Genomic DNA, 22,550 nt, shown 5'->3' with positions numbered 1-22,550 from the left:
ACTTGAACAATCGATAAAAATCAATTATTCACCTTTATTTTTTTTAATAATTTCTTCAGAAACAGACTTCGGTACTTCTTCATAATGATCAAATGTCATTGAGAATGTTCCGCGTCCTTGAGTGTTAGAACGTAATGCTGTTGCATAACCGAACATTTCAGAAAGTGGAACCATAGCGCGAACAACTTGTGCGTTACCGCGAGCTTCCATACCTTCTACACGTCCACGACGAGATGTTACGTCGCCCATAATGTCACCCATGTACTCTTCAGGAATTACAACTTCAACTTTCATCATTGGCTCAAGAATTACTGGGCTACATTTAGAAACCGCAGCTTTAAGCGCCATAGATGCAGCGATTTTGAACGCCATCTCAGATGAATCGACATCATGGTAAGATCCGTCAACTAACGCAGCTTTAATATCAACTAGTGGATAACCAGCTAGTACACCATTTTTAAGTGCGTCTTCAAGACCCGCTCCAACAGCTGGGATGTATTCACGTGGAACTACACCACCGACAACCTTGTTTTGGAATTCGAATCCTTTACCTTCTTCATTAGGTTCAAACTCAATCCAAACGTGACCGAATTGTCCACGACCACCAGATTGACGAGCGAACTTACCTTCAACTTTCGCAGCAGCGCGGAAAGTCTCACGGTATGCTACCTGAGGAGCACCAACGTTTGCTTCCACTTTGAATTCACGGCGCATACGGTCAACGATGATATCAAGGTGAAGTTCACCCATACCAGCGATGATTGTTTGGCCAGTTTCTTGGTCAGTGTGAGCACGGAATGTTGGATCTTCTTCAGAAAGCTTAGATAATGCTGTACCCATTTTATCTTGGTCAGCTTTAGATTTTGGTTCGATAGCTACAGAGATAACTGGTTCTGGGAATTCCATAGACTCAAGGATAACAAGACTCTTCTCATCACAAAGAGTATCACCAGTAGTAGTATCTTTTAAACCTACAGCAGCAGCGATATCACCAGCGTAAACTGTTGAAATCTCTTCACGGCTGTTAGCGTGCATTTGTAGGATACGACCTACACGCTCACGCTTACCTTTAGTTGAGTTTTTCACGTATGATCCAGAGTTTAACACACCAGAATATACACGGAAGAACGTTAACTTACCAACATAAGGGTCAGTCATGATTTTGAATGCTAGAGCTGCGAATGGTTCTTCATCGCTAGACTTACGCTCGATAGCTTCCTCCGTATCCGGAAGAGTACCTTTAATAGCGGGTACATCTAATGGAGATGGTAGGTAGTCAATAACTGCGTCTAACAGAATTTGAACACCTTTATTTTTGAATGCAGAACCACAGATTACTGGGAAGAATTCAACAGAAGTTGTAGCCTTACGGATACCAGCTTTAAGCTCTTCTACAGTGATTTCTTCACCTTCTAGGTACTTCATCATCATTTCTTCATCAAGCTCAGCTACCGCTTCAATAAGTTTTCCACGGTACTCTTCAGCTAATTCTTTGTGCTCTTCAGGAATTTCAACACGCTCGATGTCTGTTCCTAAATCGTTACTGTACATGTAAGCACACTCTTCAACAAGGTCAATAATACCATTGAACTCGTCTTCAGCACCGATTGGTAACTGAATTGGATGTGCGTTTGCTTGTAAACGATCGTGGATTGTTCCTACAGAGTATAAGAAATCTGCACCAATCTTATCCATTTTGTTAACGAATACGATACGAGGTACACCATAAGTAGTAGCCTGACGCCAAACAGTTTCTGTTTGTGGTTCTACACCAGATTGTGCATCAAGTACTGCTACTGCGCCATCAAGTACGCGTAAAGAACGTTCTACTTCTACTGTGAAATCTACGTGTCCTGGAGTGTCAATGATATTTACACGGTGACCTTTCCATTGTGCTGTAGTTGCAGCAGAAGTAATTGTGATACCACGTTCTTGCTCTTGCTCCATCCAGTCCATCTGAGATGCACCTTCATGAGTTTCACCGATTTTATGAATACGTCCTGTGTAATACAGAATACGCTCAGTTGCTGTTGTTTTACCAGCATCGATGTGAGCCATGATACCAATATTACGAGTGTTTTCTAAAGAGAACTCTCTAGTCATTTGGTGTCTTGCTCCTTCCATATATGGATTGGATTATTTTATTTTAAGTAGCAAAAAAGCCACTTTATATTGTTACATATGCCAGTGTCCAGTACCCTCATTATGTAAAACGAGCGCCCAACGAAAGGGAGAGGCATTCTCCCTCTCCACACTTCCATAAGCGACAAATAAAGCGGTTTATGCTTACATTTATTTTACGTTGAATCCTACCAACGGTAATGAGCAAATGCTTTGTTAGCTTCTGCCATTTTATGAGTATCTTCACGTTTCTTAACAGCTGCACCAGCGTTGTTAGATGCATCTAAGATTTCGTAAGCTAGACGCTCTTCCATAGTTTTTTCACCACGAAGACGAGAATAGTTTACTAACCAGCGAAGACCTAAAGTTGTACGGCGTTCTGGACGAACCTCAACTGGAACTTGGTAGTTAGCACCACCAACACGACGAGCGCGTACTTCAAGAACAGGCATGATGTTCTTAAGAGCTTGCTCGAATACTTCCATTGGTTCTTTATCTGAACGTTCACGAACGATCTCGAAAGCGTTATAAAGAATTGTTTGAGATTTACCTTTTTTACCGTCAACCATCATTTTGTTGATTAGGCGTGTTACAAGCTTAGAATTGTACATTGGATCTGGTAACACGTCACGTTTCGCAACAGGTCCTTTACGAGGCATATTGAGTTCCTCCTTTCATTATAAATTTATTATTTTTTAGCAGGTTTTGGTCGCTTAGTACCATATTTAGAACGTCCTTGCATACGTTTGTCAACACCAGCTGTATCAAGCGCACCACGAACGATGTGGTAACGTACCCCTGGTAAATCCTTTACTCGACCACCGCGAATTAATACTACGCTATGCTCTTGTAGGTTATGACCGATACCTGGGATGTAAGCTGTAACTTCAATACCATTTGTTAAACGTACACGAGCGTATTTACGTAACGCTGAGTTAGGTTTCTTCGGAGTCATTGTACCAACACGAGTACACACACCACGTTTTTGAGGTGCAGAGATATCAGTTGATTTTTTCTTTAAAGAATTAAAACCTTTGTTTAACGCAGGTGATTTAGACTTCCATACTTTATCAGTACGACCATTTCTCACTAATTGGTTAATAGTAGGCATTTGATTATCCTCCCTTCGCATGTTTGTATGACCACATATCCAGGTGGTTCATTATTAGTTGAAAACAAAGTTTTTGCAAGGAAGAGCAAATGCTCTCTCCTCACAAAAACAGTTTTAACTTATTATTCCTATTGCTGAAGCTCCCACTTGAATCCCCGAAACTTTTCCAAGCTTACGAACTGATTCAACTTTGGTTATGGGTATGTTATGTTGTAAGGCAGTATGAATGATAACATGGGTTAACCGCACATCAGCATCTTCGGCAATAACAACTTCTTTAACTATACCATTTTTGATTGCTTCCAATGTTCGTTTATGACCAACGACTACATTTTCAGCGTTTGACACTTTTTGATAAGACATATAAATATCCTCCAAAGCATCATTCAGGAGCAACCTTGATTATAGTAACATTTTGTCTCATACAATGTCAACTAGGATTAGCTGTTTTTATACAAAATTTACGACGGAAAATTTTACTGTTCCACATAAACTTCATCGTTTTCTACATTCATGTTATCTTGTGTTGTTTTTACAAGATCCACTTTGCGATAACGATTCATACCTGTTCCAGCAGGAACAAGCTTACCGATAATAACATTCTCTTTCAATCCTAGAAGCTCATCGCGTTTACCCTTAATTGCTGCATCTGTTAGAACACGAGTTGTTTCTTGGAATGACGCCGCAGATAAGAACGAATCTGTCTCAAGTGAAGCTTTTGTAATACCAAGTAGAACCGGTCTAGCCGTTGCTGGTTGTTTACCTTTCAGTAACACCTTCGCATTCGCATCAGTAAACTGATGGATATCTAGTAATGTTCCTGGTAATACATCTGTTTCACCCGCATCACTCACACGAACTTTACGTAGCATTTGACGTACCATTACTTCTACGTGTTTGTCACCAATTTCTACCCCTTGCATACGGTATACTTTTTGAACTTCACGTAATAAGTATTCTTGAACTGCTGTAATGTCCGTTACTTTTAGTAATTCCTTCGGATCAATAGAACCTTCTGTTAACTCTTTACCGTGGCTAATTGGCTGTCCTAGAGTTACTTTCAGACGAGCACCGTAAGGAATAGCATACGTACGAGCTTCAACTTCACCCTGTACAACTACTTCTTGGCGATCTTTAACATCGTTGATCGCTGCGATAACACCGTCAATTTCACTGATAACTGCCTGACCCTTCGGATTACGAGCTTCGAAGATCTCTTGGATACGAGGTAAACCTTGTGTGATGTCATCTCCGGCAACCCCACCTGTATGGAACGTACGCATCGTTAACTGTGTACCTGGCTCACCGATAGATTGAGCTGCGATAATACCTACCGCTTCTCCTACTTCTACGTCTGTACCAGTTGCTAAGTTACGACCGTAACACTTCTTACATACACCATGGCGAGTATTACACGTAAACGCTGAACGAATGTTTACAGTTTCAACACCCGACTTTTCAACGATATGAGCAATGTCTTCAGTAATTAATTGATTTTCAGCAATTAATACTTCACCTGTTTCAGGATGTTTTACAGTTTTTCTCGCAAAACGTCCAACAAGACGATCATATAGTGACTCAATAACTTCATTACCCTCTTTAATCGCACCAATTAGTAAACCACGATCTGTTCCACAATCATCTTGACGAACAATTACATCTTGTGCAACGTCTACAAGACGACGTGTTAAGTAACCAGAATCGGCAGTTTTAAGTGCTGTATCGGCAAGACCTTTACGCGCACCATGCGTAGAGATGAAGTACTCAAGTACTGTTAAACCTTCACGGAAACTTGATTTGATCGGAAGCTCAATGATACGACCAGATGGATTGGCCATCAGACCACGCATACCAGCAAGCTGAGTAAAGTTCGATGCGTTACCACGGGCACCGGAATCACTCATCATGAAGATTGGATTGCGTTTATTCAAGGATTTCATCAGTTTTCCTTGGATAACATCTTTTGCATTACTCCAAATAGAGATAACGCGATCGTAACGTTCTTCTTCCGTGATTAAACCGCGACGGAATTGTTTAATTACATTATCTACTTTTGCTTGTGCTTCATGGAGAATTTCATTTTTTTCGCCTAATACAAGAATGTCTGATACCCCAACTGTAATACCAGCTTTTGTAGAGTATTTAAATCCTAAGTTTTTCATACGGTCAAGCATGCGAGATGTTTCCGTAATTTGGAAACGCTTGAATACTTCCGCAATAATATTACCAAGGATTTTCTTGCTAAATGGCGCCACTTCTTCGCGACTAGCAATAATTTCTTTAATGTTCGCACCTTTTTCAACGAAATATTCCGCTGGTGTTTCTTTTTCAAGGTTTGAGTTTGTTGGTTCATTAATATAAGGGAACGACTCTGGTAAGATTTCGTTAAATATTAATTTACCAACTGTTGTTAATAGAAGCTTACTCTTTTGCTCTTCAGTAAATGTTACATTATTTACCGAACTCGCAGCAACTGCAACACGTGTGTGCAGATGTACATATCCATTTTGGTATGCAAGTATTGCTTCGTTTGCATCTTTGAAGACCATACCTTCACCGATTGCACCCTCACGCTCAAGTGTTAAGTAATAGTTACCTAATACCATATCCTGAGATGGAGTAACAACTGGTTTTCCGTCTTTTGGATTCAAGATGTTTTGTGCCGCTAACATAAGAATACGAGCTTCTGCTTGTGCCTCTGATGATAACGGAACGTGAACCGCCATTTGGTCACCGTCAAAGTCCGCGTTGTATGCAGTACATACAAGTGGGTGAAGACGGATTGCACGACCTTCTACTAGTGTAGGTTCAAACGCCTGGATACCAAGACGGTGAAGTGTTGGTGCGCGGTTTAGAAGTACTGGATGCTCTTTGATCACAGATTCTAAAACGTCCCAAACTTCAGGGTGTACACGCTCGATTTTACGTTTAGCACTCTTAATGTTGTGTGCTAATCCTTTTCCAACTAACTCTTTCATAACGAAAGGTTTAAACAATTCAAGTGCCATTTCTTTCGGCAATCCACATTGGTACATCTTTAAGTTCGGTCCTACGACGATTACAGAACGGCCAGAGTAGTCAACACGTTTACCTAATAAGTTTTGACGGAAACGTCCTTGTTTACCTTTAAGCATGTGAGATAGTGATTTTAATGGACGGTTACCTGGTCCAGTAACTGGACGGCCACGGCGACCATTATCGATTAATGCGTCTACAGCTTCTTGTAACATACGTTTTTCGTTTTGAACGATGATGCTTGGTGCACCTAAGTCCAATAGACGTTTTAAACGGTTGTTACGGTTAATTACACGACGATATAAGTCGTTTAAGTCAGAAGTAGCAAAACGTCCACCATCTAACTGTACCATTGGGCGTAGTTCTGGTGGGATAACTGGAAGAACCTCTAAGATCATCCAAGATGGGTGATTTCCAGAGTTACGGAATGCTTCTAATACCTCTAGACGTTTAATAGCACGAGTACGGCGTTGTCCTTGTGCTGTTTTTAATTCTTCTTTTAAGAAGTCTACTTCTTTATCTAAATCGATGTCTTGCAGTAATTTTTTAATCGCTTCTGCACCCATAGCAGCATGGAATGTACTGCCATATCGATCACGATATGCACGGTATTCTTTTTCAGAAAGTAATTGCTTCTTATCAAGTGGTGTATCTCCACTTTCTGTTACAACATAAGAAGCGAAATAAATTACTTCTTCAAGCGCGCGAGGGGACATGTCTAAGACAAGTCCCATGCGGCTCGGGATACCTTTGAAATACCAAATATGAGATACAGGAGCAGCTAATTCGATATGACCCATACGTTCACGACGAACTTTTGCACGCGTTACTTCAACGCCACATCGATCACAAACTACACCTTTATAACGTACACGTTTATATTTCCCGCAATGACATTCCCAGTCCTTTTGTGGTCCGAAAATACGCTCACAGAACAAGCCATCTTTTTCAGGCTTTAACGTACGATAGTTAATTGTTTCTGGTTTCTTAACTTCACCGTATGACCAAGAACGAATCTTGTCAGGTGAAGCAAGTCCAATCTTCATATATTCAAAGTTATTTACATCTATCAAGGGGCCTACCTCCCTTTTAGTCTACAGGTTATCCCAATTATTCCTTAGTTGTCTCAACTTCAACATTCAATTTATCTGCTGATTGATGATCATCGTCATCTTCCGTATCACGCATTTCAATTTCTGTATCGTTGATAGACATCATTTTAACGTCCATACCTAAACTTTGCAGTTCTTTAATCAATACTTTGAATGATTCAGGAACGCCTGGTTCTGGAACATTTTCACCTTTAACAATTGCTTCATACGTCTTAACACGTCCAATAACATCATCAGACTTCACTGTTAAGATTTCTTGAAGAGTATAAGCAGCACCATAAGCTTCAAGTGCCCAAACCTCCATCTCACCGAAACGCTGTCCACCGAACTGAGCTTTACCTCCAAGAGGTTGCTGCGTTACAAGTGAGTATGGTCCAGTAGAACGAGCATGAAGTTTATCGTCAACCATGTGCGCAAGTTTGATCATATACATGACACCAACAGATACACGGTTATCGAATGGCTCACCAGTACGTCCGTCATACAGGATTGTTTTCGCGTCATTTGCCATACCAGCTTCTTCAATTGTGCCCCATACATCTTCCTCACGAGCACCATCGAATACCGGTGTTGCAATGTGAATACCAAGGTATCTTGCTGCCATACCAAGATGAAGCTCTAATACCTGACCGATATTCATACGAGATGGTACCCCTAATGGGTTTAACATGATATCGATTGGCGTACCATCTGGTAAGTACGGCATATCTTCTTCCGGTAAAATACGGGAGATAACACCTTTGTTACCATGACGACCGGCCATTTTGTCACCTTCAGAAATTTTACGCTTTTGAACGATATATGCACGTACAAGTTGATTCACGCCTGGTGGCAATTCATCGCCATCTTCACGGTTAAACACTTTTACGTCTAAGATAATACCGCCACCACCGTGTGGTACACGTAGTGATGTATCACGTACTTCACGTGCTTTTTCACCGAAGATTGCATGTAATAGACGTTCTTCTGCCGTTAATTCTGTTACACCTTTTGGCGTTACTTTACCAACAAGTAGATCTCCATCTTTTACTTCAGCACCGACGCGAATAATACCGCGCTCGTCAAGATTACGAAGTGCATCTTCTCCAACATTCGGGATATCACGTGTAATTTCTTCTGGTCCAAGCTTCGTATCACGAGCTTCTGATTCATATTCTTCAATATGGATAGAAGTGTACACATCATCTTTTACAAGGCGCTCACTCATGATGATCGCATCCTCATAGTTATAACCGTCCCATGTCATAAAGCCAACAAGCACGTTACGTCCAAGCGCCAGTTCACCTAGTTCCATAGAAGGACCATCCGCAAGGATTTCACCTTTTACAACTTGGTCTCCAACACTTACGATTGGACGTTGGTTGTAGCAAGTTCCTTGGTTAGAACGAATGAATTTTTGCATTTTGTAGCGATCTAAGTCGCCTTTTACTGTTTGACCGTCAACGTCTACATAGCGACGTACCCAAACTTCACGTGCTTCTACGCGCTCAACAACACCAGGCTGTTTACAGATTACTGCAGCACCTGAGTCTTTTGCTGATACGTACTCCATACCTGTACCTACAATCGGAGATTCCGGATTTATTAACGGAACCGCCTGACGTTGCATGTTCGCTCCCATAAGTGCGCGGTTAGAGTCATCGTTTTCTAAGAACGGAATACAAGCTGTCGCTGCCGACACTACTTGTTTTGGAGATACATCCATGTAGTCGATGCGTTCTTTATTTGTGACAATGTTTTCACCACGGAAACGAGCTACGATATCTTCATCAAGGAATTCCCCTACTTCAGATAATTTCATATTCGCTTGGGCTACAACATAGTTATCTTCTTCATCTGCTGTTAAATAATCAACCTGCCCTGTTACAAGACCAGTTTCTGGGTCAACACGACGGTATGGCGTTTCAATGAAACCAAACTCATTTACTTTCGCAAACGAAGATAATGAGTTAATCAAACCGATGTTTGGTCCCTCTGGCGTTTCAATTGGACACATACGACCATAGTGAGAGTAGTGAACGTCACGTACTTCAAAGCCTGCGCGCTCACGCGTTAAACCACCGGGTCCTAATGCAGATAGTCTTCGTTTGTGAGTTAACTCTGCTAATGGGTTTGTTTGATCCATGAACTGAGATAACTGAGAACTTCCGAAGAACTCTTTAATAGATGCAATAACCGGGCGAATGTTAATTAACGCTTGTGGTGTAATTGCATTTGTATCTTGAATCGACATTCTCTCACGAACAACACGTTCCATACGAGAAAGACCGATACGGAATTGGTTTTGTAGTAACTCTCCTACAGAACGCAGACGACGATTTCCTAAGTGGTCAATATCATCTGTATCCCCTACTTTATATAGCAAGTTAAAGAAGTAGCTAATAGAAGCAAGAATATCACCTGGTGTGATGTGTTTTATATCACGAGTAATATTTGCATTCCCAATTACGTTTATAGATCGTTCGCCTTCTGATTCTGGAGCATAAATCTTAATAGATTGCAGCTCAACATCGCCTGCTACCACTCCACCCATTGGTTTCGCTGTTTTGAATCCAATGTTTTTCTCTAAGTAAGGTAGAATGCGATCCAGTGTACGACGATCTAAGACTGTTCCTTCTGCCGCTAAAATTTCACCAGTTTCTGGATCCACCAGTGTTTCAGCTAAACGTTGGTTAAACAATCTGTTTTTAATGTGTAGCTTTTTGTTGATCTTATAGCGACCTACATTTGCTAAATCGTAGCGCTTCGGATCAAAGAAACGAGACACAAGTAAGCTCTTTGCATTTTCTACTGTTGGTGGTTCACCAGGGCGTAGACGCTCATAAATTTCAAGCAATGCTTTCTCTGTGCTATCTGTGTTGTCTTTTTCTAACGTATTGCTTAAGTATTCGTTATCACCTAAAAGCTCGGTGATTTCTTGATCAGAGCCAAACCCTAATGCGCGTAACAAAACAGTTACAGGAAGTTTACGCGTACGGTCAATACGCACATATACAACATCCTTAGCATCTGTTTCATACTCTAACCAAGCTCCGCGGTTTGGAATTACAGTAGCAGTAAAACCACGTTTTCCGTTTTTATCCACTTTGCCACTATAGTATACGCTTGGAGAGCGAACTAACTGGGAAACGATAACACGTTCTGCACCGTTAATTACGAATGTTCCAGTCTCTGTCATGAGTGGGAAATCTCCCATGAACACATCTTGTTCTTTTACTTCACCAGTTTCCTTGTTGATTAGACGCACTTTTACACGAAGTGGTGCTGCATACGTCACATCACGCTCTTTGCATTCTTCTACAGAGTATTTAGGTTCACCCAAGCTGTAGTCGATAAATTCAAGCGATAGATTTCCCGTAAAGTCTTCGATCGGAGAAATGTCTTGGAACATTTCTCGCAAACCCTCATCAAGAAACCACTGATAAGAAGAGGTTTGAATTTCGATAAGATTTGGTAACTCTAATACTTCACTAATACGGGCATAACTTCTTCGTTGGCGGTGGCGTCCGTATTGAACTAGTTGACCTGTCAACTGCTTCACCCCTCAAATCATGAGTATTATAAATGCACAAAAAAATTTGTGCAAAATCACAAATAAATACAACTACTGCTATTAGCGTAGTTTTTTTCTCTTAAAGATAGATACGTTGAGTCTTTCTACCTGCTCAAAAAAGAAAAATGGCTTCTATAAGAAAACCATCATTCTGTTTCATAATCCGCTGATTTTACTATCTTTTCCAAGAGAAGCAAAAATATACATCTTTCTCAACGCAGAAAATCATATATTGGCATTGTATAATGTTAACATAGCCAAAAATAACCGTCAACGCTTTTTTGATTTTATGATATAATATCCTTTTTTCTTTTCTACAACTTCAACTTCAGAAAATACTTCTTCTAGTTTTTTCATCGCAGATGGCGCACCTTGTTTCTTTTGAATAACAATCCACAATTCTCCACCTGAAACTAAATACTCCACAGCCTTTTCTAAAATCTCATGCACGATATCTTTACCAGCACGAATTGGAGGATTAGATAGAATAACAGCATACTTGCCATCTACATTTTCATAGACACTACTTTGCAAAATACGTATATTTTCAATTCTGTTATTAGCGGCATTTTCTTTTGCAAGTCCCAAGGCCCTTTCATTCACATCCACCATGTGAATTTCACGATTTTGAAACTCTTTCGCTAACGACAAACCGATTGGACCGTACCCACATCCTACGTCTAACACATTACCTTTAACATCTGGCATTTGAAACGCTTCAATTAAAAGACGAGAACCAAAGTCCACTTCGTTTTTCGAGAACACCCCATGGTCAGATAAAAAAGTAAATCGAGATTCACGAAGTGTAACTTCCCATCGTTTACGATCACTTTTACTAGAAGGGTCGTTAGAAAAATAATGGTCTGCCATATGGCCACCTCTTTTCTTTACAGTTAAAAAAAAAGCTCGCATAAGAGCGAGCTTTTTTTAAAGCACCAAAAGTTAATTACTTAACTTCTACAGCAGCGCCAACTTCTTCAAGTTTAGCTTTCATTTCTTCAGCTTCCTCTTTAGTAACGCCTTCTTTGATTGCTTTTGGAGTGTTGTCAACTAATTCTTTAGCTTCTTTTAAGCCAAGACCAGTGATTTCACGTACAGCTTTGATAACTTTGATTTTTTGAGCGCCAGCACTTGCAAGTACTACGTCAAATTCAGTTTGCTCAGCAGCAGCTTCACCAGCGCCACCAGCTACAGCTACAGGAGCAGCAGCAGTTACGCCGAATTCTTCCTCGATAGCTTTTACTAAGTCGTTAAGTTCTAATACAGTCATAGATTTAACTGCTTCAATGATTTGTTCTTTAGTCATTGTAAATATCCTCCCTTAAATAGGTTTGTATTGTTTTATAGATAACAAGTAATTATCTTTTAAAAAATTAAGCGCCTTGCTCTTCCTTTTGATCTGCAACTGCTTTAGTAGCAAGTGCAAGGTTACGGATTGGAGCTTGAAGAACGCTAAGAAGCATAGAAAGTAAGCCTTCACGTGATGGAAGAGTAGCGATAGCTTTAACCTCATCAAGTGTTACAAGTTTACCTTCGATTACGCCCGCTTTAATTTCTAAAGCTTCATGATTTTTAGCGAAGTCGTTTAATACTTTCGCAGGAGCAACTACATCCTCGTTACTGAACGCGATTGCGTTTGGTCCTGTTAAGAATTCGTTTAACTCAGCCATTTCAGCAGACTCTGCAGCACGACGAGTTAAAGAGTTTTTGTAAACTTTGAACTCAACGCCAGCTTCACGTAAGTTTTTACGTAATTCTGTTGCTTCAGAAACTGTTAAACCACGGTAGTCAACAACAATTGTAGATTTACTCGCGCGAAGTTTTTCAGCGATTTCAGTTACAACTTGTTGTTTAGTTTCGATTACTTTGCTCATGTTATTACACCTCCTGTAGATTATATAGAAGATGTACCGAAAGTGCACTAAAAACCTCCATGCCCAACTTGTAGACATGGAGGCATATAGTCACAGAAAAAAGATTCCGCTTCGTATATTAACACCTAGGTAGGAAATTAAGTCGAATCGACTCCTACTGTCTACGGTACACTATTAAAATTCACAACATAAATGATTATATTAAAACTTCTTTATGAAGTCAACTTCCAATTTTTACGCAAGTGTAGAAACGTCTACGCGTACGCCAGGTCCCATTGTAGAAGCAACAGTTGCGTTCTTCATGTAAGTACCTTTTGCAGCAGCTGGCTTAGCTTTTTGTAGCGTGTCAGCAATTGTTTTGAAGTTTTCTACTAATTTAGCATCTTCGAAAGATACTTTACCGATTGGAACGTGGATGTTACCAGCTTTATCAACGCGGTATTCAACTTTACCAGCTTTGATTTCGTTAACAGCTTTAGTTACATCGAAAGTAACTGTTCCAGTTTTAGGGTTTGGCATTAAACCTTTAGGTCCTAATACACGACCAAGTTTACCAACTTCACCCATCATGTCAGGAGTTGCTACTACTACATCGAAATCAAACCAACCTTTTTGGATTTTACCGATGTAATCAGCATCGCCTACGAATTCAGCGCCAGCAGCTTCAGCTTCTTTTGCTTTTTCGCCTTTAGCGAATACTAATACACGTTGTACTTTACCAGTACCGTGTGGAAGAACAACTGCACCACGAATTTGTTGGTCAGCTTTCTTAGGGTCAACACCTAAACGGAATGCAGCTTCTACAGTTGCATCAAATTTAGCTGTGTTTGTTTTCTTTACTAATTCTACTGCTTCTGTTGCAGAGTAAGCAGATGCACGATCAACAAGCTTCGCAGCTTCAACGTACTTTTTACCTCTTTTAGCCATGTTTGTTTCCTCCTTGAATGTGGTTTTAGCGGAATAACCTCCCACGTTTACGCCTTCATTCCGGGAACCCCCGAGGATGTGCGCCCATCCATTTATTTAAAAATGATGATCATTTACGATAATAAAGGTTGCGAATTGGAATTCCAGACCCGCAACCTTTTTTACAAAAAACAAATCGAATTAGTCTTCGATAACGATGCCCATACTGCGCGCAGTACCTTCAACCATACGCATTGCAGCTTCTACGCTAGCAGCGTTTAGGTCAGGCATTTTAGTTTCAGCGATTTCGCGTACTTTATCACGCTTAACAGTTGCCACTTTATTACGGTTTGGTTCACCAGAACCAGACTCAATACCAGCTACTTTCTTAAGAAGAACAGCAGCAGGAGGAGTTTTAGTAATGAAAGTGAATGAACGGTCCTCAAATACCGTAATTTCAACAGGGATGATAAGACCAGCTTGATCAGCTGTACGAGCGTTAAACTCTTTACAGAAGCCCATGATGTTAACACCTGCTTGTCCTAATGCTGGACCAACCGGCGGAGCTGGATTAGCTTTACCTGCAGGAATCTGAAGTTTTACCATTTTAATTACCTTTTTAGCCACGAGACACACCTCCTTAAGTCCGTGATGTGGTCAATTGGGCAGTGATTTGCCCTCCCACTTCATATTTTATCATAATGATAAAATCTTTTTCAAAAAACGTCTCCGTTACCGAAGACGTACTGACTTAAAAGATATTATCACTTTTTACAATTCATTTCAAGTTTCATTTTATAATTTTTCAATTTGATGGAAATCAAGTTCAACCGGAGTCTCGCGACCGAACATGTCTACAAGCACGCTAACTTTTTTCTTTTCCACATCAATTTCTTCAATCGCACCTGTATAATCCGCGAATGGCCCCTCATTTACACGCACTGTTTCATGAAGTTCAAATTCGAAATCAACCACTTCATTGTCCATTCCCATATGCTTCATGATGGTAACAACTTCCTCTTCTAATAGAGGCGATGGTTTAGATCCTGAACCAGAAGAACCGACAAAGCCTGTTACACCTGGCGTATTACGAACAACATACCAAGAATCATCAGTCATGATTAGTTCTACTAATACGTAACCTGGGAACACTTTTCTTTTCGTTATTTTTTCTTTACCATTTTTCATTTCTACTTCTACTTCTTCCGGGACAACAACACGGAAAATTTTATCTTGCATACCCATTGATTCTACACGTTTCTCTAGGTTTGCTTTTACTTTATTTTCATATCCAGAATAAGTATGGACAACATACCAACTTTTTTCCATTCATTTAGGACGAGCGTCCTTCCCTCCCTGACGTACATTTTTTTGCGCAAATGAAAAAACCCGTTCACCGGGCTTTTACACAGTTCTTATAAATAACATTATATCATGGATAAGTGCTTCTTATTCAAGAATTAACCAAGAATTAACCGAATTAAAGAAGAAATGCCCATATCAACCACTGCGAAGAAAATCGCAAAGAACACAACTGTCGCGATAACAGTCGTTGTTGATCGGAGTAATTCATCTTTTTTAGGCCAACTTACTTTTTTCATTTCGCGACCTACATCGCCGAAAAAGTTCGTTAAACGCATCTACGGGACCTCCAGTTTATTATTTCAATTATTTATTTTGTTTCTTTGTGAACTGTATGCTTATTGCATGTTTTACAAAACTTCTTTATCTCAAGTCGCTCTACTGAGCTCGTATCTTTCATCGTAGAGTAGTTTCGATTTTTACACTCTTCACATGAGAGTACAACTTTTTTCCTCATTAGTTACACCAACCTTGTAACATTGTCCCTAAAAATGTATCATACAACAAAAGACAATGTCAATGTCATGACTTTCACTCTCTTAACAAAAAGAAAACAGGTGAATTATTTTACACCTGCGGCACTTGCTATGAATTTAAAGTTGTGCTCTCTCTCATCTCCATATATCTTTCTAATTTCCTTTTTACACGCTGCAATGCGTTATCAATAGATTTCACGTGCCTGTTTAACTGTTCTGAAATTTCTTGATAGGAACGACCATCTAAGTATAAAGAGAGCACTTTTCTTTCTAAATCGCTTAATAATTCAGATATTTTAGACTCTATGTCTGTATATTCTTCCTGACTTATAATCATCTCTTCTGGATCAGTTACTTTCGATTCCGAAATAACATCTAATAATGTTCGATCAGATTCCTCATCGTAAATTGGCTTATCTAAAGACACATACGAATTTAACGGAATATGTTTTTGCCTTGTTGCTGTTTTAATAGCGGTAATAATTTGTCGAGTGATACACAGTTCAGCAAATGCTTTGAACGAAGACAGCTTGTCCCCTTTATAATCACGAATAGCTTTAAACAATCCAATCATGCCTTCTTGAACAATATCTTCTCGATCGGCACCCACCAAGAAATAAGATCTTGATTTCGCGCGAACAAAGTTCTTATATTTGTGAATTAAATATTCTAGAGCGTCAGTATTACCTTTTCGAACTAACTCAACGATTGCCTCATCCTCTAAATCACGAAATGTAACGTCGCCTACACTTACGAAGCCTGCTTCCACCCTGATCCCTCCGACCGCTATATATTTAGCAATATTATACAGTAAAAAGATAAAGAGCGTCAATGCTTCAACGCTCTCCTCTTCTTAATTTTTCTAATTTTTCTGTAATATCTTCACTAAATATCTTTCGCATGGCGGGTTGCTTTTCTTTCGTGTCTTTTGTACACCTTCTTACTTGTCGTTCCATCGCTTGCACTTCTAACTCTAATTCACGCGCAGATTTTCGAAGTGCACCTTGCGCAAATATAATCCATTGCTCCGTATAATCCGAAGTTGCAACGTATATTTGTGTATTTATATTTCTAAGCTCAATCGCAAGTTGTTCTATCTTTTCATCTGCAGTTTGATTTTTTCTCGTGAATATTACTTCCACCCGTGATTGTTTCATCTTTTTTTCAATACCATAGACTGTATAGGCATCAAAGACAATCATTACCTTTGTGCCTGTATAGCCTTGATAATCCGCCATCTTATCAATAAGTGCGTCTCTTGATGACTGTAAATCTACATCCCGCAGTTTCTTCAAGTCTCCCCAAGCCCCGATAATGTTGTAACCGTCAACGATTAAAATATCGTTCATTTTTTATTTACCAATTTCGTGACGTTTACGATATACCTCATACATTAACAAACTTGCGGCTACTGAAGCATTTAAGGATGTAACTTTACCGACCATCGGTAAAGTAATTAGGAAATCACACTTTTCACCAATAATACGACTCATACCTTTTCCTTCACTACCAATTACTAGTCCGATTGGCATATTACCATCTAAATTACGGTAATCTGTTTTCCCTTTGGCATCTGTACCAGCAATCCAAAGTCCACGTTCTTTTAATTCATCAATTGTACGCGATAAATTTGTTACACGTGCAACAGGAATATATTCAATTGCCCCAGTCGACGCTTTCGCAACTGACGCTGTAAGCCCCACCGCTCTTCTTTTTGGAATAATAACCCCATGAGCCCCTGTTGCATCCGCAGTACGCATAATAGAGCCTAAGTTATGTGGGTCTTCAATTTCATCTAAAATTAAGAAGAACGGATCTTCATTGCGTTTTTCTGCTAATTTAAACAAATCCTCTAACTCAGCATATTGATATGCAGCTACTTGAGCAATTACACCTTGATGATTACCCTCAACCAATTGATCTAATTTCTTCTTTGGTGCGTGTTGCAAAATAACCTTATTCTCTTTTGCTAATGCTAGTACAATTTGCACTTGTCCTTTGGCAGCACCTTCCGCTACCAAAATTTTATTAATATCTCTCCCCGCTCTTAAAGCTTCAATTACAGGGTTACGTCCGATAATATATTCACTACTCATGATGATGTGCTCCCTTCCTTTTCTTCCAAAACGTCAATCGCCTTATATACAATCTCGTCCAATCTTTCACGATTATTCAACAAGTGATGATAACCGATTAGCGCTTCAAAGGCTGTACTGTGTCGATATGTTTGTACATCTGTATTTTTTGGAACAGTACCCGAATTCGCATTACGCCCTCTTCTTAATACCGCCTCTTCCTCTTCTGTCAAAAATGCCGTTTCTAATAAATGATAAACAACTTTCGCCTGTGCTTTTGCCGAAACAAAGCCCGTCCCTAAGCGATGTAATTGATTAGGGCGAACTGTCCCCTTTTGAAGGAGGTGATAGCGGATATATTGCTCATATACCGCATCACCCATATATGCTAAAGCTAAGCTGTTCAATTGCTTTGCATCAATCATTCTTATCCTCTTTTCCATCTTGTACCTTGAGCGGTATCTTCTAAAATAATATTACGTCCTTTTAAATCATCGCGAATTTGATCAGATAGTGCGAAGTCACGATTTTGACGAGCTTCAATACGCTTTTGGATTAGTGCTTCAATTTCTTCATCAAGCAACTCTTCTTGTGCTAATTCTAATCCTAAAATACTAAATAATGTTTCAAGTTGTTTTACATACGCTTCAATTACAACTTTAGAAGTATGTTCTTCTAACAAATATTGATTTGCGTGATTTGCTACGTTATATAATTCAGTAATCGCATTAGCCGTATTGAAATCATCATCCATCGCTTCTTCGAATGCAACCTGGAACTTTTCCATTTCAGCTAACCATTTTTCATTATGGTCCGTTAAATCTGTACTACTTTCCATACGATGCTTTAAGTTACCGTAAGCTGTTTTAATTCTTTCTAGTCCATTATTAGTACTTTGCAATAAATCCTCGCTAAAGTTAATTGGGTGACGGTAATGTACCGATAGCATAAAGAACCTGATTAACTGTGGATCATATTGTTTAATGATATCGTGAACTAAAATGAAGTTTCCAAGCGACTTAGACATCTTCTCGTTATTAATATTAATATATCCGTTATGCATCCAATAACGTGCAAATGTTTTTCCTGTCAACGCCTCAGACTGCGCAATTTCATTTTCATGATGAGGAAATGCTAAATCTTGACCACCAGCATGAATATCAATTGTATCCCCTAAATATTTACGCGCCATTGCTGAACATTCAATATGCCACCCTGGGCGTCCTTTCCCCCAAGGGCTTTCCCAGAAGATTTCTCCTTCTTTCGCAGCTTTCCATAAAGCAAAATCAAGAGGGTCTTGTTTCTTTTCTCCTACTTCAATACGTGCACCGTGACGTAAGTCTGCAATCGGTTGATGTGATAATTTACCGTAACCTTCGAATTCTTTCGTTTTAAAGTACACATCACCTTCTGATTCATATGCATACCCTTTATTCACAAGTTCTTGAATAAATTCAATAATGATATCCATATTTTCCGTTACACGTGGATGAACCGTTGCATGTTTGCAACCTAGTGCCGTTACATCTTCAAAGTAAGCTTCAACAAAACGATCTGCAATTGTTGGCACATCTTCACCTAATTCGTTTGCCGCCTTAATTAATTTATCATCCACGTCAGTAAAGTTAGATACATACTGCACATCATATCCTTTATATTCTAAGTAACGGCGTACTGTATCAAACACCATAGGTGGTCTTGCATTCCCAATGTGAATGTAGTTATACACTGTAGGTCCGCACACATACATCTTCACCTTATTTTCTTCTAATGGCATAAACTCTTCTTTTTGACGCGTTAACGTATTATAAATGTGAATAGTCATTTTTATCCTTCCTTCCTACCTTTACTTCGAGTTGCTTTCTCAATTTATCAAGTTCTACTTCCATAACCTTTAATTTATCAAAAATCGGATCCGGAAGATCAGAATGGTTTAATTCTTGACCAATTTTTACTCCATTTTGAATAACGACTCGGCCAGGTATACCTACAACTGTAGAATGCGCAGGAACTTCCTTTAACACGACAGATCCTGCTCCAATTTTAGAATTCTCTCCAATAGTAATAGAACCTAGTACTTTAGCACCTGTTGCAATTAATACATTATCCTGAATTGTAGGGTGCCTCTTTCCTTTTTCTTTACCTGTACCACCTAATGTGACACCTTGATAAATTGTTACGTTTTCGCCAATTTCACACGTTTCTCCAATCACAACCCCCATTCCATGATCAATGAAAAAACGACGACCAATAGTTGCTCCTGGATGAATCTCAATGCCAGTAAAAAAACGACTAACTTGCGAAATCCAACGTGCCATAAAGAAAAAATTCCTTTTATAAAAAGCATGTGCAATTCGATGGGCCCAAACTGCATGTAATCCAGAGTAAGTTAAAATGACTTCGAAATAACTTCTTGCCGCTGGATCCTGTTCAAAAACGACTTCAATATCTTCCCGAAGCCTCTTAAACATCGATGTTCCCTCCCCTTTATGGGCTGCTTTTTTCGAGTGAACTAACTCCCCACTTCCCCCTAAATCTTTATACAAGGGGATAAAACTTATACTCACACCATTTACATGGTATAAAAAAAAGACGCCTCTGTCATATAGACAGAGACGCCTTTTAAGCGCGGTTCCACTCTGTTTAGGCTAAAGAAGCCTCAAACTCATCCATGATAACGGTTTACACCGCTTCTGTTTACTTTGCGCCCTAAGACGTTCCGCGAAATACTTCGCTGTTCAACAGAAGACTCGAAGGGGCATTTCAAAAATCCGCTTATAAACCACTTCCAGCCTAAGGGTGGTTCTCTCTGTAAAAAGCCTGATTTTCTACTTCTCCTTCTCGTCGCTTTTCCTTATTAGATTTTAGATATACTTATTATATTGCTAAACCTAGAAAATGTTAACCAATTACTTTTTGAATACGATTTAAAACTTTTTCTTTTCCAAGAAGAGCAATAGCGTTAGGAAGCTCTGGACCATGTGTTTGTCCAGTAGTAGCAACACGGATTGGCATAAATAGGTTTTTACCTTTATGTCCTGTTTCTTTTTGAACTGCTTTAATAGCCGCCTTAACTGCCGCTGGCTCCATTGCTTCTAAAGCTTCTAATTGATCGGCAAATGCACGAAGTACTTCAGGTACTTGTTCACCTTTCAATACTTCTTGTCCCTCTTCTTCATGATCAACATGATCTTTAAAGAACATTTCAGAAAGCTCTACAATTTCAGCTCCAAAGCTCATTTGGTCATGATATAAAGCAATTACATCACGAACCCACGCTTGTTCTTGTTCGCTTAAGTTTTCACCTACGCGACCCGCTTTCACTAAATGCGGTAAGCTTAGTTCAACAACCGTATCTAAATCTTGTTTTTTCATATATTGGTTGTTCATCCATTTTAGTTTTTGAGAATCAAATAATGCAGGTGATTTTGATAAACGAGCTGCATCAAACATTTTGATAAACTCATCTTGAGAGAAGACTTCTTCTTCACCTACTGGTGACCAACCTAGTAATGCAATAAAGTTAAAGATTGCTTCTGGAAGATATCCAAGCTCTTTATATTGCTCAATAAATTGAATAATAGATTCGTCACGCTTACTTAGCTTTTTACGGCTTTCGTTTACAATTAAAGTCATATGACCGAACTTCGGGATATCCCAACCGAAAGCTTCATAAATCATCATTTGTTTTGGCGTGTTTGAAATATGATCATCACCACGAAGTACGTGTGTAATCTCCATTAAGTGATCATCTACCGCTACCGCAAAGTTATAAGTTGGAATTCCATCTTTTTTCACGATAACGAAATCACCAAAATCATTTGAATGGAATGCAACTTCATCTTTTACGAGATCTTTAAACGTGTAGTCGCTATCAGCCGGCACACGGAAGCGAATACTTGGAATACGGCCTTCAGCCTCAAATCCTTTAATTTGCTCCTCAGTTAAATCACGGTGGTTTCCTGCATAACGCGGTGTTTCACCACGAGCGATTTGACCTTCACGCTCTGCTTCTAGCTCTTCTTCTGTCATATAACATTTGTAAGCTAAATCACGCTCTAATAAATCTTTATATAATTTTTTATAAATATCTAAACGCTCTGTTTGACGATATGGTCCAAATTCACCACCAACATCAACACCTTCATCCCAGTCCATACCGAGCCATTTCAAGTATTTTAATTGGCTTTCTTCTCCACCAGCAACATTACGTTTCACATCAGTATCTTCAATACGAATAATAAACTTACCATCTTGATGACGAGCAAATAAATAATTAAATAATGCCGTACGCGCATTTCCGATATGTAAGTGTCCTGTTGGACTTGGCGCATAGCGCACTCTCACTTGCTTTTCCATAGTTGGTACACCTTCCAATCTTAATGTCAACACATTCTATAATTGTACACCAAAAAAACGTGATTATCCATCTTACGAATTAAAAACCACTATTTTTTCTGTAATAAAACAACCGCTTGAGAAGCAATCCCTTCTTCTCTACCTGTAAATCCTAATTTTTCTGTTGTTGTTGCCTTTACATTAATATTATCAATAGACGTTTCTAATAGTTCACTAATGCGTTTACGCATGCTTTCAATATGCGGTGCCATTTTTGGCTTTTGGGCAATAATTGTACAATCTAGGTTCCCTAGCTCATAACCTTGTTCACGCACAAATCCCCAAACCTTTTGTAACAATACAGCTGAATCAACATCTTTGAAGGCAGGATCTGTATCGGGAAAATGTTTTCCAATATCTCCTGCTGCAATTGCTCCTAGACATGCGTCAGCAATCGTATGTAACAATACATCTGCATCCGAGTGACCGATTAATCCTTTTTCATGAGGAATTGTAATTCCACCGATAATTAACGGTCTACCTTCCGCAAATTCATGTACATCAAAACCTTGTCCAATTCGAAACATTCTTTACATCCTCCTCAATC

At 39.4% G+C, this 22,550-nt stretch carries 22 protein-coding genes and 2 other annotated features; all 22 genes read right to left on the bottom strand.

Features of this window, described 5'->3' with window-relative positions:
• Positions 1 to 24: 24 nt before the first annotated feature.
• The 22 genes from fusA to ispF all read right to left on the bottom strand — a co-directional run bounded on the left by fusA (position 25) and on the right by ispF (position 22,530).
• Positions 25 to 2,103 (bottom strand): elongation factor G, encoded by a 2,079-nt coding sequence (gene fusA / locus NSS74_RS24540; protein ID WP_002139943.1) that lies wholly within the window; start codon positions 2,101 to 2,103, stop codon positions 25 to 27.
• 206 nt (positions 2,104 to 2,309) lie between these two features.
• Positions 2,310 to 2,780 (bottom strand): 30S ribosomal protein S7, encoded by a 471-nt coding sequence (gene rpsG / locus NSS74_RS24535; RefSeq protein WP_002139944.1) that lies wholly within the window; start codon positions 2,778 to 2,780, stop codon positions 2,310 to 2,312.
• 29 nt (positions 2,781 to 2,809) lie between these two features.
• Positions 2,810 to 3,232 (bottom strand): 30S ribosomal protein S12, encoded by a 423-nt coding sequence (rpsL, locus tag NSS74_RS24530; protein WP_001142341.1) that lies wholly within the window; start codon positions 3,230 to 3,232, stop codon positions 2,810 to 2,812.
• Positions 3,233 to 3,346: 114 nt separating this feature from the next.
• Positions 3,347 to 3,595, bottom strand: coding sequence for a ribosomal L7Ae/L30e/S12e/Gadd45 family protein (locus NSS74_RS24525; RefSeq protein WP_061689408.1), 249 nt, complete (start codon positions 3,593 to 3,595; stop codon positions 3,347 to 3,349).
• A gap of 113 nt (positions 3,596 to 3,708) precedes the next feature.
• Positions 3,709 to 7,320 (bottom strand): DNA-directed RNA polymerase subunit beta', encoded by a 3,612-nt coding sequence (gene rpoC / locus NSS74_RS24520; protein WP_002063415.1) that lies wholly within the window; start codon positions 7,318 to 7,320, stop codon positions 3,709 to 3,711.
• Between the two features lie 37 nt (positions 7,321 to 7,357).
• Entirely contained in the window at positions 7,358 to 10,891 is a 3,534-nt protein-coding gene (gene rpoB, locus NSS74_RS24515) for a DNA-directed RNA polymerase subunit beta (RefSeq protein ID WP_002113316.1), read from the bottom strand.
• A 291-nt stretch (positions 10,892 to 11,182) separates the two neighbouring features.
• Positions 11,183 to 11,782, bottom strand: coding sequence for a class I SAM-dependent methyltransferase (locus tag NSS74_RS24510; protein ID WP_002124684.1), 600 nt, complete (start codon positions 11,780 to 11,782; stop codon positions 11,183 to 11,185).
• Between the two features lie 76 nt (positions 11,783 to 11,858).
• Positions 11,859 to 12,218: a 50S ribosomal protein L7/L12 gene (rplL, locus tag NSS74_RS24505; RefSeq protein WP_002009788.1), complete on the bottom strand. Its 360-nt coding sequence runs from the start codon at positions 12,216 to 12,218 to the stop codon at positions 11,859 to 11,861.
• Positions 12,219 to 12,285: 67 nt separating this feature from the next.
• A complete protein-coding gene (gene rplJ / locus NSS74_RS24500; protein WP_002009790.1) occupies positions 12,286 to 12,786 on the bottom strand; it encodes a 50S ribosomal protein L10 in 501 nt (166 codons plus the stop codon).
• A 39-nt stretch (positions 12,787 to 12,825) separates the two neighbouring features.
• Positions 12,826 to 12,971 (bottom strand) — a sequence feature (ribosomal protein L10 leader region).
• A 49-nt stretch (positions 12,972 to 13,020) separates the two neighbouring features.
• Entirely contained in the window at positions 13,021 to 13,713 is a 693-nt protein-coding gene (gene rplA / locus NSS74_RS24495; protein ID WP_002009792.1) for a 50S ribosomal protein L1, read from the bottom strand.
• 180 nt (positions 13,714 to 13,893) lie between these two features.
• Positions 13,894 to 14,319 carry a 50S ribosomal protein L11 gene (rplK, locus tag NSS74_RS24490; RefSeq protein WP_001085872.1) on the bottom strand — a complete coding sequence of 142 codons (426 nt, stop codon included), beginning with the start codon at positions 14,317 to 14,319 and terminating at the stop codon, positions 13,894 to 13,896.
• Between the two features lie 168 nt (positions 14,320 to 14,487).
• Positions 14,488 to 15,021 (bottom strand): transcription termination/antitermination protein NusG, encoded by a 534-nt coding sequence (gene nusG, locus NSS74_RS24485; RefSeq protein ID WP_002009795.1) that lies wholly within the window; start codon positions 15,019 to 15,021, stop codon positions 14,488 to 14,490.
• Positions 15,022 to 15,152: 131 nt separating this feature from the next.
• Entirely contained in the window at positions 15,153 to 15,332 is a 180-nt protein-coding gene (gene secE, locus NSS74_RS24480) for a preprotein translocase subunit SecE (protein ID WP_002009797.1), read from the bottom strand.
• A 32-nt stretch (positions 15,333 to 15,364) separates the two neighbouring features.
• Positions 15,365 to 15,511, bottom strand: a complete 147-nt coding sequence (gene rpmG, locus NSS74_RS24475; protein ID WP_012260172.1) for a 50S ribosomal protein L33 — start codon at positions 15,509 to 15,511, stop codon at positions 15,365 to 15,367.
• A 128-nt stretch (positions 15,512 to 15,639) separates the two neighbouring features.
• Positions 15,640 to 16,299 (bottom strand): RNA polymerase sporulation sigma factor SigH, encoded by a 660-nt coding sequence (locus NSS74_RS24470; RefSeq protein ID WP_002009799.1) that lies wholly within the window; start codon positions 16,297 to 16,299, stop codon positions 15,640 to 15,642.
• A 67-nt stretch (positions 16,300 to 16,366) separates the two neighbouring features.
• A complete protein-coding gene (locus NSS74_RS24465; RefSeq protein WP_061689409.1) occupies positions 16,367 to 16,879 on the bottom strand; it encodes an NYN domain-containing protein in 513 nt (170 codons plus the stop codon).
• A 3-nt stretch (positions 16,880 to 16,882) separates the two neighbouring features.
• Positions 16,883 to 17,626: a 23S rRNA (guanosine(2251)-2'-O)-methyltransferase RlmB gene (gene rlmB / locus NSS74_RS24460; protein ID WP_002091503.1), complete on the bottom strand. Its 744-nt coding sequence runs from the start codon at positions 17,624 to 17,626 to the stop codon at positions 16,883 to 16,885.
• Positions 17,623 to 18,030 carry a Mini-ribonuclease 3 gene (locus NSS74_RS24455; protein ID WP_002009804.1) on the bottom strand — a complete coding sequence of 136 codons (408 nt, stop codon included), beginning with the start codon at positions 18,028 to 18,030 and terminating at the stop codon, positions 17,623 to 17,625. The genes rlmB and NSS74_RS24455 overlap by 4 nt, the downstream gene beginning before the upstream one ends.
• A gap of 2 nt (positions 18,031 to 18,032) precedes the next feature.
• Positions 18,033 to 19,430 (bottom strand): cysteine--tRNA ligase, encoded by a 1,398-nt coding sequence (gene cysS, locus NSS74_RS24450; RefSeq protein WP_002091500.1) that lies wholly within the window; start codon positions 19,428 to 19,430, stop codon positions 18,033 to 18,035.
• Positions 19,411 to 20,076 (bottom strand): serine O-acetyltransferase, encoded by a 666-nt coding sequence (gene cysE, locus NSS74_RS24445; protein ID WP_002091498.1) that lies wholly within the window; start codon positions 20,074 to 20,076, stop codon positions 19,411 to 19,413. Before cysE ends, cysS begins: the two co-directional genes overlap by 20 nt.
• A 137-nt stretch (positions 20,077 to 20,213) precedes the next feature.
• Positions 20,214 to 20,459: a binding site (T-box leader), on the bottom strand.
• 47 nt (positions 20,460 to 20,506) lie between these two features.
• Positions 20,507 to 21,964, bottom strand: coding sequence for a glutamate--tRNA ligase (gltX, locus tag NSS74_RS24440; RefSeq protein ID WP_002091496.1), 1,458 nt, complete (start codon positions 21,962 to 21,964; stop codon positions 20,507 to 20,509).
• An 89-nt stretch (positions 21,965 to 22,053) separates the two neighbouring features.
• On the bottom strand, positions 22,054 to 22,530 hold the full coding sequence (gene ispF / locus NSS74_RS24435; protein ID WP_061689410.1) for a 2-C-methyl-D-erythritol 2,4-cyclodiphosphate synthase: 477 nt from the start codon (positions 22,528 to 22,530) through the stop codon (positions 22,054 to 22,056).
• Positions 22,531 to 22,550: the final 20 nt, after the last annotated feature.

Source organism: Bacillus sp. FSL E2-8868, assembly GCF_038005505.1.
Taxonomy (GTDB): Bacteria; Bacillota; Bacilli; order Bacillales; family Bacillaceae_G; genus Bacillus_A; species Bacillus_A mycoides.
Note: the sequence above shows the minus strand (reverse complement) of the source record. Positions and strands in the feature narration are given on the sequence as shown.

Coding starts and splice junctions, on each gene's coding strand:
- rpsG (WP_002139944.1), bottom strand. CDS start 2,780: ATGCCTCGTAAAGGACCTGTTGCGAAACGTGACGTGTTACCAGATCCA.
- secE (WP_002009797.1), bottom strand. CDS start 15,332: ATGCGTTTAACGAACTTTTTCGGCGATGTAGGTCGCGAAATGAAAAAA.
- rplJ (WP_002009790.1), bottom strand. CDS start 12,786: ATGAGCAAAGTAATCGAAACTAAACAACAAGTTGTAACTGAAATCGCT.
- rplL (WP_002009788.1), bottom strand. CDS start 12,218: ATGACTAAAGAACAAATCATTGAAGCAGTTAAATCTATGACTGTATTA.
- NSS74_RS24525 (WP_061689408.1), bottom strand. CDS start 3,595: ATGTCTTATCAAAAAGTGTCAAACGCTGAAAATGTAGTCGTTGGTCAT.
- ispF (WP_061689410.1), bottom strand. CDS start 22,530: ATGTTTCGAATTGGACAAGGTTTTGATGTACATGAATTTGCGGAAGGT.
- rlmB (WP_002091503.1), bottom strand. CDS start 17,626: ATGAGTAGTGAATATATTATCGGACGTAACCCTGTAATTGAAGCTTTA.
- NSS74_RS24465 (WP_061689409.1), bottom strand. CDS start 16,879: ATGAACGATATTTTAATCGTTGACGGTTACAACATTATCGGGGCTTGG.
- rpmG (WP_012260172.1), bottom strand. CDS start 15,511: ATGAGGAAAAAAGTTGTACTCTCATGTGAAGAGTGTAAAAATCGAAAC.
- rpsL (WP_001142341.1), bottom strand. CDS start 3,232: ATGCCTACTATTAACCAATTAGTGAGAAATGGTCGTACTGATAAAGTA.
- NSS74_RS24455 (WP_002009804.1), bottom strand. CDS start 18,030: ATGATTGATGCAAAGCAATTGAACAGCTTAGCTTTAGCATATATGGGT.
- gltX (WP_002091496.1), bottom strand. CDS start 21,964: ATGGAAAAGCAAGTGAGAGTGCGCTATGCGCCAAGTCCAACAGGACAC.
- nusG (WP_002009795.1), bottom strand. CDS start 15,021: ATGGAAAAAAGTTGGTATGTTGTCCATACTTATTCTGGATATGAAAAT.
- cysE (WP_002091498.1), bottom strand. CDS start 20,076: ATGTTTAAGAGGCTTCGGGAAGATATTGAAGTCGTTTTTGAACAGGAT.
- cysS (WP_002091500.1), bottom strand. CDS start 19,430: ATGACTATTCACATTTATAATACGTTAACGCGTCAAAAAGAAGAGTTT.
- NSS74_RS24510 (WP_002124684.1), bottom strand. CDS start 11,782: ATGGCAGACCATTATTTTTCTAACGACCCTTCTAGTAAAAGTGATCGT.
- fusA (WP_002139943.1), bottom strand. CDS start 2,103: ATGACTAGAGAGTTCTCTTTAGAAAACACTCGTAATATTGGTATCATG.
- rplA (WP_002009792.1), bottom strand. CDS start 13,713: ATGGCTAAAAGAGGTAAAAAGTACGTTGAAGCTGCGAAGCTTGTTGAT.